This window comes from Candidatus Halobonum tyrrellensis G22, from assembly GCF_000495475.1.
Lineage (GTDB): Archaea > Halobacteriota > Halobacteria > Halobacteriales > Haloferacaceae > Halobonum > Halobonum tyrrellense.
On the sequence record NZ_ASGZ01000058.1, the window covers coordinates 1 to 14,291 of the forward strand.

Genomic DNA, 14,291 nt, shown 5'->3' on the forward strand with positions numbered 1-14,291 from the left:
CTCCCGTCGGCGCCGCCCTCGTCGCCCGCCGCGCGCGCGTCGCCGGCGCCGGCCGCGGTGGCCGCGTCGGGCGTCATTCCCGGAGCGCCCCCTCCCGCCGGGTCGCCTCCAGCGTCTCCTCTTCGACGCTCGTGGCGACGACGGCGGGCTTGTACGCGCCGCCCTCGAACAGGTCGTGGTCGCTCACGCTCGACTCCACGAACCGGGTGAACGCGCGCCGCTCGCGCGGGAGGTGACCGTAGACCACCTCCTCCTCGACGAGGTCGTACACCGGGATCCGAGGGGTCAACAGCGTGTTCTCGCCGACGACGGAGTCCGCGCCCACCCGGAACCCCGAGGTGACCCGACAGCCCGCGCCGAGCGAGACGCCCTCCTCGATCACGACGGGCGCGTCCTCGACCGGTTCCAGCACCCCGCCGACCAGCGTGTTCGCGCCCAACTTCACGTCGTCGCCAACCTGCGCACAGGAGCCGACGGTGTCACACGAGTCGACGAGCGTGCCGTCGCCGACGTACGCGCCGACGTTCACGAACGAGGGACTCATCATGATGGCGTCCGCGCCGAGGTGGGCGCCCCGGCGCATCACCGTCCCGTCGGGCGTGTTGCGCGCGCCGTTCGCTTCGAGGTCGTCGGTGTCGCGCAGCGGGAGCACGTCGTAGTAGCCCACGCCGCCGTACTCGCGGCGCTCGGTCCCCCGCAGCCCGAAGTTGAGCAGGACCCCCCGCTTGACCCACTCGTTGGCCGCCCACGAGTCGAGCGAGTCACCGGTCCGGGTCGCCGCCCGGACCGCGCCGGCTTCGAGTTCGTCGAGGAACTCGTCCAACAGCGCGCGGTCCGCGTCGGTCGCGTCGTCGGCGGTGAGTCCGTCGTCGTAGCGGTGCCACAGGTCGTCGATGGCTGATTCGAGCGTCGTCGTCATCGTGTCTGAGTCTCCTCCGTCGTTCCGGTCGTCCCGGTCGGTCCGTCGTCCGCGTCGAGTACGTCCTCGAAGTCGTACGCGCCGGCCGGGCGGCCGGCGAGCCACGCCGCGGCGTCGAGCGCGCCCGCGGCGAACACCCGCCGACTCCCCGCGCGGTGGGTGAGTTCGAGCACGTTCTCGTCGCCCGCGAGCAACACCTCGTGTTCGCCCGCGACGTCGCCCGCGCGGCGGGCGTGGACGCCGATCTCGCTTTCGGTCCGGGGCTGGTCGCCCTCGCGGCCGTGCACTCGCTCGGTCAGGTCGGGCCGCTCGGCTTCCACGTCCGCCAGCAGGGTCTTGGCGGTTCCGCTGGGGGCGTCGGTCTTCCCGTCGTGGTGGGTCTCGGTCACCTCCACGTCGTAGCCGGGGAGCGCGCCCGCCGCGGCGCGGACCGCCCGCCGGAGCGCCGCGACGCCGCGCGAGAAGTTCGACGCGCGGAGCACGGGGACCGACTCCGCCGCGTCCGCCAGCGCGTCGCGGTGGTCGTCGGCGAACCCGGTCGTCCCCACGACCGCCGGCACGCCCGCCTCCGCGCAGGCGGCGACGTAGTCGACGCTGGAGTCGGGACCGGTGAAGTCGACCAGCGCGTCGGGGTCGCGCTCCGCGAGCAGGTCCGGCAGGTCGGCGGCGTCGGCCACCTCGACGCCCGCGACGGGGTCGGTCGGCGAGCGGTTCACGGCGAAGGCGGCCACGCAGTCCTCGCGGTCGTCGACCGCCGCGAGCACCTCCCGGCCCATCCGCCCGCCCGCGCCGGTGACGGCGACCCGGAGCGTCACGCGCCGCCCCCCGGGGCGTCCGCGCGCGCCGCGTCGTCGCGTTCCCGGTCCAACTCCGCGAGCAGGTCGCGCAGGCGCTCGCGCGTCGCCTCGCTCGCGCGGGTCAGCGGCGGCCTGACCGCGGCGGGACCGTAGCCGCGGAGTTCCATCGCCTCCTTCACCGGGATGGGGTTCGTCTCCGCGAACAGCGCGCGCGTCAGCGGCCCGAGTTCGTGGTGGAGGCGCCGCGCGCGGTCGAACTCGTCGGCGAGCGCCGCCCGCACGAGTTCGCCCGTCCGCTCGGGTTCGACGTTGGCGACGACGCTGATGGCGCCGGTCGCGCCCACCGACAGCATCGGGAGCGTCATGCCGTCGTCGCCCGAGAGCACGTCGAACGTCTCCTCGCGGGTCCGCTCGATCAGCTCCGAGATCCGGCCCGCGTCGCCCGACGCCGCCTTGTACCCCTGCACGTTCGGGTGTGTAGCCAGGTCGACGACCGTATCGAGGTCGAGGTTCGACCCGGTGCGCGAGGGGACGTTGTACACGACCTGCGGCAGGTCGACGGCGTCCGCGAGCGTCCGGTAGTGCTCCGCCTGCCCCGCGGGTTCGGGCTTGTTGTAGTACGGCGAGATGTGCAACAGCGCGTCCGCGCCCGCCTCCGCGGCGCGCTCCGAGAGGTCGAGCGCCTCCCGCGTCGAGTTCGACCCCGCGCCCGCGACGACGGGCACGTCGACGGCGCCGACCACCGTCTCGACGACCGCGGCGTGTTCGTCGTGGGTCAGCGTCGCGGACTCGCCGGTCGAACCCACCGGGACGAGTCCGTCGACGCCCGCGGCCTCCAGTCGGCGGGCGTCGGCGGCGAGTTGGTCGTGGTCGATGCGGCTTCGGTCGTCACCCGCGAAGGGGGTGGTCATCGCCGGGTAGACGCCGGCGAACGTGTCGTGGTCGATGGTCATCTGTGTCCGTCTCCGGGTTCCGTGTGTGGTGATGGTGAGTCGGTCCGCGCGTTCCGCACCGAAGCCGCCCGCGACGGGGGTGCCACGCCCGCCGGGAGCGTCCCTACGCGCGTTTGGGTTTCCGACCGCTCCGACCCGAGAAAACCGCGGTCGAGAGCGCGGAGGACGCGCGGCGGAGGCGGCGCTCGGCGACCCCGAGCGCGCCCGACCGCGGCGTGTCCCGCATACCCCACCGCTGGGGTTCGACGGGCAAATACGTTCCGACGACGGCAGTTTCTCCCCCGCTCGGGGACGGACGCCGCGGGTCACCCGCCGCGAGCGCACCTGTAAACCCTTTTAGGCGGTCCGGCGTCAGGTCGAACGTAATGAGCGACCTCCCGGACGACTTCGACTGTACGATCACCAACTGGGAGTACATCTACGACCTCTGCCGGCAGGTGTCGGACGACGTGAAGGCCGCGGAGTTCGAACCCGACGTGGTGGTGGCGCTCGCGCGCGGCGGCTGGTTCGCCGGGCGGAACGTCTGCGACTTCCTCGGACTCGACGACCTCACGAGCCTCAAGATGGAACACTACGTCGGCACCGCACAGAAGTCGGGCGAGCCGACCGTCCGCTACCCGATGCCCGAGGGGAGCGTCCAGGGGAAGGACGTGCTCATCATCGACGACATCGCCGACACCGGCGGGTCGATCAAGCGCGCCCACGAGTACGTCGTCGACCGCGACGCCGGCGAGGTCCGGACGGCGACGCTCCAACTGCTCCAGACCTCCGAGTTCGAACCCGACTACGTCGGCGAGCGGCTGGAGGAGTGGACCTGGATGGTGTACCCGTGGAACTTCATCGAGGACATGGTCGACCTGGTGTCAGGCGCGATGGAGCAGGCCGACGAGACCACCCTCTCGCGCGAGCGGGTCCGCCACTACCTCGCGGAGGTCCACGGCATCGACCGGATCGAGATGGAGATCGCCCAGCCCGGCCGACTCGACGAGGTGCTGACCGAGATGGTGCGCCGCGACGTGGTCCGCGAGAGCGGCGACGGCTACCGGCTGGTCGACCCCGACCCCGGTACCGACGAGTAGCCGCGCGGGCCGACCACGGCGTCGCCACCGGCACCGACGGCGCGGGAGACCCGCCGCGGGCGGGGCGACGCTCCGGTCCGACCGCCGGTTCCGAACGCCTCTTGTCGGGCGGTGCCGTCGCTCCGGCGTGGCGCTCCTCGACATCTTCGCCGGCGCGGTGCTCCCCATCGTCGCCATCTCCGCGGTGGGGTTCCTCCTGGGTCGGGGCAAGTCGACCGACCCCGGACCGCTCAACACGCTCGTGGTGTACGTGCTCGCGCCCGCGCTCGTCTTTCACAGCCTCGCCACCTCCTCGTTTTCGGGCGAGACGATCGCCAAGATGGCGCTCGGGGGCGCGGCGTACGTCGTCGGGATGGTGGTCGTCGCGGAGGCGGTCGCCCGTCTCCTCGGCGAGACCGAACCGCGACGCTCGGCGCTCGTGCTGTCGGCGACGTTCGCCAACTGCGGCAACTACGGCATCCCCCTCTCCGACTTCGCGTTCCCGGACGGCGGGCGCGCGGCCGCGGTCCTCTTTCTGGCGGTCCACTCGGTGATGACGTACACGGTCGGCGTCTACGTCGCCTCCCGCGCGGGCGGCGGCGGCGGTCTCGCGGGCGTCAAGCGCGTGTTCCGGATCCCGCTGGTCTGGGCGGTCCCCGCGGCGTTCGCGGCGCGCGCGCTCGACGTCCTCCCGCCGGTCGACTCCACCCCGATGACGACGCTCCAACTCGTCGGCGACGCCTCCATCCCGGTGATGCTCGTCATCCTCGGGATCCAACTGTCGCGGACCGACTACGGCGCCGCGCTCTCGGGAGCGGTGGTGCCGACCGCGCTCAAGATGGGGGTCGCCCCCGTCGTCGGCGTCGGCATCGCGCTCGCGGTGGGGTTCCCCGACCCGACAGTCGCGCGGGTGTACGTCCTCGAAACCGCGATGCCCGCGGCGGTGACGCCCGTCATCCTCGTCGGCGAGTTCGCGGGCGACCTCCGGATCGGCGGCGTCTCCATCCCCGAGTACGTCAGCACCGTCGTCCTGGTGTCGACGCTGGTGTCGCTGCCGCTGCTGACCGGCCTGATCGCGGTGTTGCAGGGCGGAGCGCTGGTGTGAACGAGTGACGAACGGCGAGAACCGGGACGAAACCGGGGGTCGGCTCAGTCGTCGGTCGGAGCGCCGCGCGGCCCGTCGACGACCGTCTTGGTCCACGTGCCGTGGAGGAGCCAGCCGAGGACGAGCACCGCGCCGACGACGTCGCCCGCGACGACCGCCCACCAGATGCCGGTGGTGCCCCAGCCGTACTCGAACGCGAGCAGGTAGGTCACGGGGACGCGCACGCCCCACAGCGCGATCAGCGAGAACACCAGCGCGGTGGTCGTCCGACCCGCGCCGCGGAACGCGCCGCGGCCCACCTCGAACACGCCGGTGAACGCGAACATCACCGCCGCCGTCCGGAGGTACGTCGACGCGTAGCCGACCGTCGCGGCGGCGTCGGCGCCCTCGGCGGGGAGGAACACCTCGACGATCGGCCCGGGGAACGCCGCGGCGAACAGGCTGACCGGGATCATCACCGCGACCACCGCGGTCAGCGCCGCCCGGACCGCGCGCCACGCCCGGTCGTCGCGACGCGCGCCGAGGTTCTGCCCGACGACCGTGTTGACCGCCTGCGACAGCCCCATCGCCGGCAGGAAGACCAGCGACACCATCCGGTTGCCCAGCCCGTACGCGCCGACGACCGCGGGGGGGAACGTCGACACCATCGCGGTCAGGACGACGAACGCGAACGCGGTGCCCGACTGCTCTAAACCGGTGGGGACGCCCAACCGGACCACGTCGCGGACGATGTCGAGTTCGGGCACCAGGTCGCCCAACCGCACGTCCGGGCCGGCGGACGTGCCGAAGAGGACGTACCAGCCGACGACCGTCGCGGCCGCCCGCGCGACCAGCGTCGCCCACGCCGCCCCCTCGATGCCGAACGCGGGGACGGGACCCCACCCGAAGATCAACACCGGGTCGAGCGCGACGTTGAGCGCGACCGAGAGGAACATCACGCGCATCGGCCCGCGGGTGTCGCCGTAGCCGCGCATCAGCGCCGTGAACACGAAGAAGCCGAACAGGAACGGCATGGCGAGGAAGAACACCCGCATGTACGACCCCGCCAGCGGCACGATCACGTCCGCGGTCGCCGCGCTCGCGGGCAACAGCCCCAGCAGCGACTCGACCGAGAGGTAGCCGACGACGGCGATGACGAGCGAGACCAGCATCACCACGCCCATCGTCGTGCCGGCGACGTGGCCGGCCGTGCGGTCGCCGTACTCGTCGCCCGCGGCCGCGCTCGCGCCCGTGTGCTGGGCGACGAGGATCGCGCCCGCGGCGGTGAAGCCGCCGCCGACGCTGATGAACAGGAACACCAGCGGGAACGCCAACGAGAGCGCGCCCACCGCGTCCGCCGACAGCCGGCCGAGCCAGAACGTGTCGGCGACGTTGTACATTACCTGCAGCAGTTGGATGACGACGAGCGGCCACGCCACGCGCAACATCGGCCGGAGGAGGTCCCCCTGCGTCAGGTCGCCCGCGCCGCTCCGCGTCTGGGGACCGGTCATGTGCCTACGACGGACGCGGTGGTATTGAATCCTCCTAACACGTGGTATCGTGCCGCATCCGGGGCGGAAACCGAACCCGGTTGGGGCGTGCGACGGCCGTCCCCTCGTGCGGTAATGCCCCGTTTCCGGCGCGAAACCGTCGGCACCGATTGCCGGGTCGACCGCCGAATCTGGCAGGGATCAGTCATAGGCGTCTCGGCTCCCCGGACCGGCGCGCGGCGCCCGGGCCGACGCCGCACGCCCGAGGGGAGCGCGAACCGCTCGGACGGCCCACCGGACCGCGGTCGTGCGTCGGGACCGAGTGACGAATCGGGCCGGCCGATACCGAGGGAGGACCACGCCGTTACGACACGCTCGTCCGCAGAGCCGTCGTTCGGTTTCGAGCGTCGGAACGGGCGCGTTCGTCGACTTCTCGCTCGTTCCCCGTCCCGAAAGGTATCAGATACTAGTTCTACACCGCTATCCGACCGTTCAGGCCGGGTCGGCGTCGCGCACCGCGGCCCGCTGGTCGGGGATCAGGTCGAGTCGGGGGTCGACGTCGCCGAGGACCAACAGCGCGTAGTAGCGGAGGTACACCTGGACGGGCATCCCCGCGACGGCGGCGGCGGCGACCACCGCGAGCGCGTACAGGACGCCGACGACGACGAGGGTGACGACCCCGACCGGTTCGACGAGGGCGAACAGGCCGACCCCGAGCGCGAACAGCAGGCCGAACGGGATCAGCAGTGCCAGCGCGAGTACGCCCGCCGCGACGGCGACGACCACCCCGCCGACCAGCGAGAGGAAGAAGCTCACGACGGCGTACGCGAGGTACTGCGTCCAGTGGGCGGTGATGGTCGGCCAGAGCCGCCGCCACCCCGCGAGCACGCCCCGGTCGTCGAGCACCATCACGGGGACGACGAACGCCGTGGTGAACCCGTCGACGAGTCCGACGGCGACGGTGAAGACGACGAACACGGGGAGCAACAGTACGACGAGCGCGAGCGACGCGCCGTCGAACCCGCCACCCCCGACCAGCGGGAGGAGGAACGGCGCCGCGAGCAGCAACGTCCCCCCGACCACGAGCAGGCCGACGGCCAGTCGGAAGCCGAACAGCCGGAGTCCCTGTCGCCACCGACGCCGCCAGTAGTCGCGGACGGTCACGCGCCGCGTCCGGAGCGACTCGACGAGGACGAACTCCATCACCGACCCGACGAACCCGAACGCGAGCGCGAACAGCACCGCGACGCCGACGACGGCGGCGACGAGCGTCCACACCTCCACCCCGACGTCGGGCAGTCCCACGCCCGGCCCGCCGCCCGGGTCGGCGGTGCCGCCACCGGAGGTGTACTGGAACCCGCCGGTGCCGCCGGGACCGGCGACGAACAGCGTGACGAACGCGAGTTTCGCCCACGTCGTCCGGTCGACGGGGGTGAGCAACCCCCTGGTCGCGTCCAGCGCGTCGTCGAGGTTGTCGAGCGCGTAGAGGGACATACCCGACCTGCGGCAGTCACGGCTACTAACTACTGTTACCACTCGGAGGGGAAATCGAATCCATTACTGGCCGGACGGTCGCCGCGTCGGCTCCCGCCGGCGACCGACCGCCGGAAGCAGGCAGTCCCCGCAGGCTCTGAAAGGGATTTGTCCCGAGCGTGCGAGGCGGTACCGTGCCACGATTCACGCTGGCGGCCGCGGGCGACGCGATACTCACCCGGCGGCTCTCGACCGCCGCGGACGACGGACTCGACGCGCTCGCGGGTCGGATCCGGGGCACCGACGCCGCGGTGGTCAACCTGGAGGTCCTGCTCCACGACTACGAGGGCTACCCCGCCGCCGACAGCGGCGGGACGTACATGCGCGCGCCGCCGTGGGTCGCGGACGAACTCTCGTGGGCGGGGTTCGACCTGTTCGCGGCCGCCACCAACCACACCGGCGACTACTCCCACGGCGGGATGGAGGCGACGATGCGCGCGCTGGAGGCGCGCGACCTGCCGTACGCGGGGCTGGGGCGGACGCTGAGCGACGCGCGCGCGCCGGCGTACGTCGACACGCCGGCCGGCCGGGTCGCGCTCGTGGCCGCGTGTTCGACGGTCACCCCGGGGTCGACCGCGGGCGAGCAGCGCCCCGATATGCGGGGTCGGCCGGGGCTGTCGCCGCTGTCGCTGTCCGCCGAGTACGTCGTCCCCGCGGAGGAGTACGACCGGCTCCGCGACCTGAGCGACGCGCTCGGGATGGAGGCGTTCAAACAGCGGCGCGAGGAGCAGGGGTTCCCGGTGTCCGGCGGGGACGAGGAGGGCGAGGGGCTGACGCTCCTCAACGTCGGGCGGGGCGAGCACCTCCGGTTCGTCCCGGGCGACGAGTACCGCGTCGAGCGCACCCCCTCGGAGGCGGACCGCGAGGCGGTGCTCGCGCGGGTCGACGCCGCCGCCCGACAGGCCGACTGGGTCGTCGCGAGCCTCCACGCCCACGAGGGAGCGGGCGTCGAGCGCAACGACCCCACGGTGGCGCCGTTCGTCGAGTCGTTCGCGCGCGACTGTATCGACGCCGGCGCGGACGCGTTCGTCGGCCACGGCCCGCACGTCCTCCGCGGGGTGGAGGTGTACGAGGGGGCGCCGGTGTTCTACAGCCTCGGCGACTTCGCCATGCAAAACGAGACGGTGACGCGGCTCCCCGCGGAACTGTACGACCGGTACGACCTCGACACCCAGCGGGCGCTCCCGGCCGACCTGTTCGACGCCCGCGCGGTCGACGACGACGGCGAGCGGACCGGCTTCCCCGCCGACCGGGCGTTCTGGGAGTCGGTCGTCCCCGTCTGTACGTTCGGCGACGGCGGGGTGGAGCGGGTCGACCTCCACCCGGTCGAACTCGGCTACGACGCGCCGCGCGGGAGCCGCGGCCGCCCGCGCCTCGCCGAGGGGGAGACGGCGGCGCGGGTCCTCGCGGACCTGGCCGACCTCTCGGAGCCGTACGGCACCGATATCGCCGTCGGGTCGGGCGTCGGCGTCGTCTCGCCGTGAGACCGGACCGGGTCGGCCCCGCCGTCGTCGCGCCTCGTCGGCCCCGACGTGCGCGCACGCAGGCCGAGCGACTACCCCTCCGGGACCCTTCAGTGGGGTACGATGGCACGGAACTTCAGCGACGACGACCGGGACAAGCCGGTGTACACCTCGGACGGAACCCGCATCGGGACCATCAGCGAGGTGGCGGAGAACGAGAACACCGCCCGCGTCCGCCGCGGCGACGACGACGAGGAGAGCGCCACGGACGAGATCCGCGAGTTCCTCGGCTGGAACGACGGCGACGAGTCGCACGAACTCCGGGGCGAACACGTCGACCGACGCGACGAGAACGGCGTCTACCTCCACGGCAACCGGTAGTCGGTACCCGGACCGCGGCGGGGCGACCGCCACCGGCCGTTCGCGGTCGCGCGTCCGCGCCGCTCGACGCCGGAGGGCCGGAGAAGGGGGACACCGCGGGCGGGGTCCCGCCGCGCGACGGGGGTCGGCCGACGCCGGCGCGGCGCCGCCTCGCGCCTACTCGGCGTCGTCTTCGACCGGGAGGTGCGCGCGGACCAACTCGGCGTGCGCGCGCCGGAACCGCTCGGAGAGCGCCTGGTGGCTCACGCCGAGGTCCTCGGCGATCTCCTCGGTGGTCGCCCGCCGGGGGACGTCGTAGTAGCCCGCCTCGAAGGCGGCCATCACGGTCCGCCGCTGCTTCTCCGTGAGGACGCACCGGGCGGACTGCTCGCTCCCGTCGAGCGTGGTGACGCTCAGGCAGTCGGCGCTCGGGTCGAACTCGCCGAGGAGTTCGTGCACGTCGAGCAGCGTCGACCGGTCGCGCGAGGTGACCCGGAGGTACCACCGGCCGCCGCACGCCGTCGCCGAGGAGACGACCGCCCCCTCGCCGACGACCCGCCCGACCAGCCGCCGCGTCGCGTCGGCCCACCGGATCCCGTACTCCCAGGCGTCGTCGCAGCCGCCGAACCGCTCGGCCCGGTCGAGTGCGGGGTCCGCGCGGAGCGCCTCGTCGACCGCGTCCCGGGTGAGTCGTTCCGTCCGGACCACCAGCAGCCCCAGGTCGTCGGGCGCGGCGACCGCGGGTTCCAACTCGGCGCTGGCGTCCGGGTCGCGGTCGAACAGGCCGGCGAGTCCGACCGCCTCCGCCGCCAGTGAGAACCGGGCGAGGTTCGTCCGCGCGGGTGCGAGCGCCGCCTCACCCCCGTCGGCGCCGGGTCGCTCGGTCCGGCTCATCCGTCTCCCCCGTGTGCCCGCGTGCGCCGCACCGTCCCCCCGCTCCGGACGGCGTCCTCACACTGAGGACACGCCCGTACCGACGTCCGGCCGGTCGGCGCGAACACGCGCACGTAGCGCTCCGTCACGAACCCGCCGCAGTTGTCACAGTCTGGCATTTGGTATCGCTCCGGGTCTCATCCGACGGGAAGCCCCCGGTTATACTGATACGTCGGTCCCGAACGTTTGCGCCGTGTACGATCACGGTAACGTTCGTTTCGGCTGAATACGGCCGAATCTGGCCCTCCGCCGGGTGACGGTTTCGCCCCCGCCGAGCGGAAACGACGGATCAAACGTCGTCGGCTCAACTGTTTCGAACCGTTCTTCCCCGGTTCCACGGTCGGGGCGACCCCGGCGCACGCGGCGTGATCTCCCGGATTTACTACCGCGTACTCCCGGTTAACCGGTCGATAAGTTCACGTTCGATCGCCGGTCGCTGGTCCGACTCGTCCCCGCCGCACGTCACCCGGTGTCACCCGCGCGTCGCCGCTCTCACGCCGCCCGCGTCGGCAGCCTCGGACGCCGTCCGTGTCGCCGATCGTTTCGTCTGCGTGATGATTACAGGGGTATGTCTGTAACGGTCGACGGGTCGCTCGGCCGGCGGGAACGCGGGTCGAACCCGCCGATATCGGCGGATCGGGACGGAACCACGCCGCGAATCGGCGATGAATTCTAGCAATAGATTCATATGATAGCCGGCTATTGGACTGCGCATGGACCACGCGCTGGTGGTGGTGGAACCGACGGACGCGTTCGAGAGTTTGGTACGCGAAGCGGCGGCGTACGCCCGGGGGAGCGGCGCCGAACTCCTCGTGTTGTCGTTCATCAGCCCCGAGACGTTCGAGGAGGACGCCGAGACGCTGGGGACGATCGGTAACGTGGAGAACGTCTCGTACGGCGAGAACACCATCCTCCAGGGGCACCGGTCGTCGCTCCAGCAGTTCGTCGACCCGCTGATCGGCGACGACGTAGCGTACGAGTGTCACGTCGCCGTCGCGGAACCCGACGACAGGGCCGACGAGATCATCGACACCGCCGACTCGGCGGGGAGCGACCACGTGTTCGTCCACGGCCGTCGGCGGTCGCCCACCGGGAAAGCCCTGTTCGGCGACATGACCCAGCGACTCCTCCTCAACTTCGACGGTCTCGTCACCGTCTCGATGACCGAAGAGGGGTACGACCGGTAGGCCCGAGGGGGTCCGGCGGGGGGACAGTACGTTTATCCCGGCCGCGGGTCGACTCCGCGCATGGACGCCACCCCGGAACGTGTCGCCGACACGCGCTGTTCGACGGGCGAGGGACCCGTCTGGCACCCCGACGAACGCGCGCTCTACTGGTGTGACATCCCGAACGGCCGGCTGTTTCGAACGACCGCCGACGAGGCGGGGTACGAACTCCTCCTCGACGAGGACGACGCACTCGGCGGCGCCACCGTCGAGGCGGACGGCGCGCTCCTGCTGTTCCGCGCGGCCGGACGGGTCGAACGGTTCGACCCGGGGGAGGGCGACCCCGAACACGTCACCACCGTCGAGTCGGCGACCCACACCCGGTTCAACGACGTGATAGCCGACCCCGAGGGCCGGGTGTACGCGGGGACGATGCCGACCGACGACGAACTCGGCCGCCTCTACCGCGTCGAGTCCGACGGCGACGGCGTCTCGGTCGACGTGGTCGCCGACGGGAAGGGGTTCGACATCCCCAACGGGATGGCGTTCACCGACGACCTCGAGACGATGTACGTGACCGAGTCGGAGGCGCACGTGGTGTACGCGTACGACTACGACCGCGCGACGGGCGACCTCTCGAACCCGGAGCCGTTCGTCGAGACCGACCCCGACGACGGCGTCCCCGACGGCCTGACCATCGACGACGACGACGGTCTCTGGTCGGCGCGGTGGAACGGCGGCGCGGTCGTCCGGTACGGGGCCGACGGGACGGAGCGGGACCGGCTGTCGCTGCCCGCGCGGAAGGTGTCGTGTCCGGTCTTCGGCGGCGACGACCTCCGGGACGTGTACGTCACCACCGCCGGCGGCGCCGACCGCCCGGCCGAGGGCGACGGCGCGGGCGCGCTGTTCCGGTTCGAGGCGCCCGACGGCGTCGCCGGCCGCCCGGCGTTCCGGTCGAGCGTCGCCACCGAGTAGCGCGGTCGCGCCGAGCGTCCACCGACCCCACTTTCACGCGCGAGCGGAACCGACAGCCGACCGACTCGACCCGGAACGTATCGGGTATCCGACCTACGAGTCGTCGTACGGCCACCGACCCCCGACCCGGAGTTCCCGCTCGTACCCCTCGTCGATCAGGTCGCGGGCCTCCTCGCGCGAGCGGCGCGGCACCTCGCGGTCGGCGTCGGCCAACTCGTAGACCGCCTCCGCGAGGACGACCGCGTGCTCGCGGAGGTCGCGCACGTCGACCTTGTCGAGCGTGTCGGCGTGGGTGTGGCCCCACCCGCGCCCGCTCTTGTCCGGGTTGGTCGACGACGCCATCAGCCCGGGGACGCCCTCCTGAACGAACGCCCACTGGTCGCCGTGGGGGCTGACGGTCGAACTCGTCGACAGCGGAACCTTGAGACCGTCGGTGACGGTCTCGAACACGTCCTCGAGGGCGTCGAACCGGTTGGTCCGCACGTCGAGTTGGCGGTCGCGGCCCGCGCCGTCGATGTTGACGACCGCCTTCACGTCGTCCAGGTCGAGCGTCGCCGCCTCGTGGTAGGCGCCGCGGAGTCCGATCTCCTCGGAGCCGAACACCGTACACCGGACGCGCGTGTCGAGGTTGCCTTCGACCGCCGAGAGGAGTCCGGCTATCTCGGCGACCAGCACCGTCCCGGCGCCGTTGTCGTTCGCGCCGGGCGCGATGTCGTGGGCGTCGACGTGCGCCGTCACCAGCACCGCCTCGTCGGTGTCCGGCCCGAGTTCGCCGACCGTGTTGACCGACGTCGTCGGCTCGTTCCGCGCGTCGACGTCGAGCGAGACCGTCGGGTCGTCGCCGACGTGCCGGCGCAGTTGCGCCCCCACCTCCTTCGAGACGCCGACCGCGGGGATCGGACCGGGGCGGTTGCCGTACCCCACCTCGCCCGTCGGCGGGAGGCAGCCGTCGAGGTGGTTGGCGAAGACGAACCCGACCGCGCCCGCCTCGACCGCGTAGCTGTACTTCTCCATCCGGTGGATCCACCGGCCGTAGTCGGCGGGCGTCTCGCTGGTCGTCAGGACGACCGCCCCCTCGCAGTCGGCGGCGTCGAACTCCTCGGGTCGGCCGTACCCCACGTCGACCAGGTCGCCCGTCGCCGCCGCCGCGGGGGTGCCCGGCAGCCCGATCACCTCGTAGTCCTTCTCGTAGGTCCGGTCGTGCGCGCCGGTCGTCCGGAGCGTCGACGACCCGCGCCACCAGCCGGGGACGTCGAACTCGTCGAGGTGCACGTCGCGGAGTCCCGCCGCCTCGAACGCCTCGGCGACGCGTTCGGCGCCCTCGCGCTCGCCCGCCTGTCCGGCCATCCGGTTGCCGATGTCGACCAGGTCTTCGAGGAGCGTCCAGTGGAACTCGCTCGTGTACGCGTCGCCGACGACCCGGTTGGGAAGTCGTGTCATGGACCCTCTCGCGGTGAACGCCCAATCAACCTGTGGCATCCGGAAAGCCGGACCCCGAACGGCGGCCGGGTCGCCACCCCTCCGATACGCGCTCGGTATCCGACCGCGAACCCGGGGACG

At 72.3% G+C, this 14,291-nt stretch carries 14 protein-coding genes; 6 read left to right on the top strand and 8 right to left on the bottom strand.

All coding sequences use genetic code 11. From position 1 onward, the window contains the following. Window positions 1-73: 73 nt before the first annotated feature. Genes K933_RS13730 through dapA form a run of 3 tightly spaced genes read right to left on the bottom strand, consistent with a single transcriptional unit; the run spans window position 74 to window position 2,669 of the window. Window positions 74-919, bottom strand: a complete 846-nt coding sequence (locus K933_RS13730; RefSeq protein WP_023395345.1) for a 2,3,4,5-tetrahydropyridine-2,6-dicarboxylate N-succinyltransferase — start codon at window positions 917-919, stop codon at window positions 74-76. Continuing rightward, window positions 916-1,734 (bottom strand): 4-hydroxy-tetrahydrodipicolinate reductase, encoded by an 819-nt coding sequence (gene dapB / locus K933_RS13735; RefSeq protein ID WP_023395346.1) that lies wholly within the window; start codon window positions 1,732-1,734, stop codon window positions 916-918. Before dapB ends, K933_RS13730 begins: the two co-directional genes overlap by 4 nt. Next, window positions 1,731-2,669: a 4-hydroxy-tetrahydrodipicolinate synthase gene (dapA, locus tag K933_RS13740; RefSeq protein ID WP_023395347.1), complete on the bottom strand. Its 939-nt coding sequence runs from the start codon at window positions 2,667-2,669 to the stop codon at window positions 1,731-1,733. The genes dapB and dapA overlap by 4 nt, the downstream gene beginning before the upstream one ends. Before the next feature lie 365 nt (window positions 2,670-3,034). Here dapA and K933_RS13745 point away from each other — a divergent pair, with 365 nt between their 5' ends. Both K933_RS13745 and K933_RS13750 read left to right on the top strand, forming a co-directional pair. Next, on the top strand, window positions 3,035-3,748 hold the full coding sequence (locus K933_RS13745) for a phosphoribosyltransferase (protein ID WP_023395348.1): 714 nt from the start codon (window positions 3,035-3,037) through the stop codon (window positions 3,746-3,748). A 127-nt stretch (window positions 3,749-3,875) separates the two neighbouring features. Next, window positions 3,876-4,832: an AEC family transporter gene (locus tag K933_RS13750; RefSeq protein WP_023395349.1), complete on the top strand. Its 957-nt coding sequence runs from the start codon at window positions 3,876-3,878 to the stop codon at window positions 4,830-4,832. A 44-nt stretch (window positions 4,833-4,876) separates the two neighbouring features. On the opposite strand, the gene K933_RS13755 is transcribed toward K933_RS13750, so the two are convergent. Together K933_RS13755 and K933_RS13760 are read right to left on the bottom strand one after the other, a co-directional pair. Beyond that, complete coding sequence (locus K933_RS13755; RefSeq protein WP_023395350.1) at window positions 4,877-6,322, bottom strand: MATE family efflux transporter; 1,446 nt, start codon at window positions 6,320-6,322, stop codon at window positions 4,877-4,879. 471 nt (window positions 6,323-6,793) lie between these two features. Continuing rightward, a complete protein-coding gene (locus tag K933_RS13760; protein ID WP_023395351.1) occupies window positions 6,794-7,795 on the bottom strand; it encodes a DUF7544 domain-containing protein in 1,002 nt (333 codons plus the stop codon). Window positions 7,796-7,968: 173 nt separating this feature from the next. Here K933_RS13760 and K933_RS13765 point away from each other — a divergent pair, with 173 nt between their 5' ends. Both K933_RS13765 and K933_RS13770 read left to right on the top strand, forming a co-directional pair. After that, on the top strand, window positions 7,969-9,318 hold the full coding sequence (locus tag K933_RS13765; protein ID WP_023395352.1) for a CapA family protein: 1,350 nt from the start codon (window positions 7,969-7,971) through the stop codon (window positions 9,316-9,318). Between the two features lie 102 nt (window positions 9,319-9,420). Beyond that, window positions 9,421-9,678 carry a PRC-barrel domain-containing protein gene (locus K933_RS13770; RefSeq protein ID WP_023395353.1) on the top strand — a complete coding sequence of 86 codons (258 nt, stop codon included), beginning with the start codon at window positions 9,421-9,423 and terminating at the stop codon, window positions 9,676-9,678. A gap of 156 nt (window positions 9,679-9,834) precedes the next feature. Here K933_RS13770 and K933_RS13775 read toward each other — a convergent pair whose 3' ends face one another. Further along, window positions 9,835-10,551, bottom strand: a complete 717-nt coding sequence (locus K933_RS13775; RefSeq protein ID WP_023395354.1) for a helix-turn-helix domain-containing protein — start codon at window positions 10,549-10,551, stop codon at window positions 9,835-9,837. Continuing rightward, window positions 10,548-10,709 carry a DUF7563 family protein gene (locus tag K933_RS19565; protein WP_449240089.1) on the bottom strand — a complete coding sequence of 54 codons (162 nt, stop codon included), beginning with the start codon at window positions 10,707-10,709 and terminating at the stop codon, window positions 10,548-10,550. Before K933_RS19565 ends, K933_RS13775 begins: the two co-directional genes overlap by 4 nt. A 594-nt stretch (window positions 10,710-11,303) precedes the next feature. On the opposite strand from K933_RS19565, the gene K933_RS13780 reads away from it, so the two are divergent. Beyond that, complete coding sequence (locus K933_RS13780; protein ID WP_023395355.1) at window positions 11,304-11,777, top strand: universal stress protein; 474 nt, start codon at window positions 11,304-11,306, stop codon at window positions 11,775-11,777. A 60-nt stretch (window positions 11,778-11,837) separates the two neighbouring features. Then, window positions 11,838-12,731 (top strand): SMP-30/gluconolactonase/LRE family protein, encoded by an 894-nt coding sequence (locus tag K933_RS13785; RefSeq protein ID WP_023395356.1) that lies wholly within the window; start codon window positions 11,838-11,840, stop codon window positions 12,729-12,731. A gap of 93 nt (window positions 12,732-12,824) precedes the next feature. On the opposite strand, the gene K933_RS13790 is transcribed toward K933_RS13785, so the two are convergent. Further along, window positions 12,825-14,171 (bottom strand): M28 family peptidase, encoded by a 1,347-nt coding sequence (locus tag K933_RS13790; RefSeq protein ID WP_023395357.1) that lies wholly within the window; start codon window positions 14,169-14,171, stop codon window positions 12,825-12,827. Window positions 14,172-14,291 lie beyond the last annotated feature (120 nt).

Bases quoted from the DNA above. Each gene is read 5' to 3' on its own strand.
- K933_RS13730 (WP_023395345.1), bottom strand. From the start codon at position 919: ATGACGACGACGCTCGAATCAGCCATCGACGACCTGTGGCACCGCTAC.
- dapA (WP_023395347.1), bottom strand. From the start codon at position 2,669: ATGACCATCGACCACGACACGTTCGCCGGCGTCTACCCGGCGATGACC.
- K933_RS13745 (WP_023395348.1), top strand. From the start codon at position 3,035: ATGAGCGACCTCCCGGACGACTTCGACTGTACGATCACCAACTGGGAG.
- K933_RS13755 (WP_023395350.1), bottom strand. From the start codon at position 6,322: ATGACCGGTCCCCAGACGCGGAGCGGCGCGGGCGACCTGACGCAGGGG.
- K933_RS13760 (WP_023395351.1), bottom strand. From the start codon at position 7,795: ATGTCCCTCTACGCGCTCGACAACCTCGACGACGCGCTGGACGCGACC.
- K933_RS13770 (WP_023395353.1), top strand. From the start codon at position 9,421: ATGGCACGGAACTTCAGCGACGACGACCGGGACAAGCCGGTGTACACC.
- K933_RS13775 (WP_023395354.1), bottom strand. From the start codon at position 10,551: ATGAGCCGGACCGAGCGACCCGGCGCCGACGGGGGTGAGGCGGCGCTC.
- K933_RS19565 (WP_449240089.1), bottom strand. From the start codon at position 10,709: ATGCCAGACTGTGACAACTGCGGCGGGTTCGTGACGGAGCGCTACGTG.
- K933_RS13780 (WP_023395355.1), top strand. From the start codon at position 11,304: ATGGACCACGCGCTGGTGGTGGTGGAACCGACGGACGCGTTCGAGAGT.
- K933_RS13785 (WP_023395356.1), top strand. From the start codon at position 11,838: ATGGACGCCACCCCGGAACGTGTCGCCGACACGCGCTGTTCGACGGGC.
- K933_RS13790 (WP_023395357.1), bottom strand. From the start codon at position 14,171: ATGACACGACTTCCCAACCGGGTCGTCGGCGACGCGTACACGAGCGAG.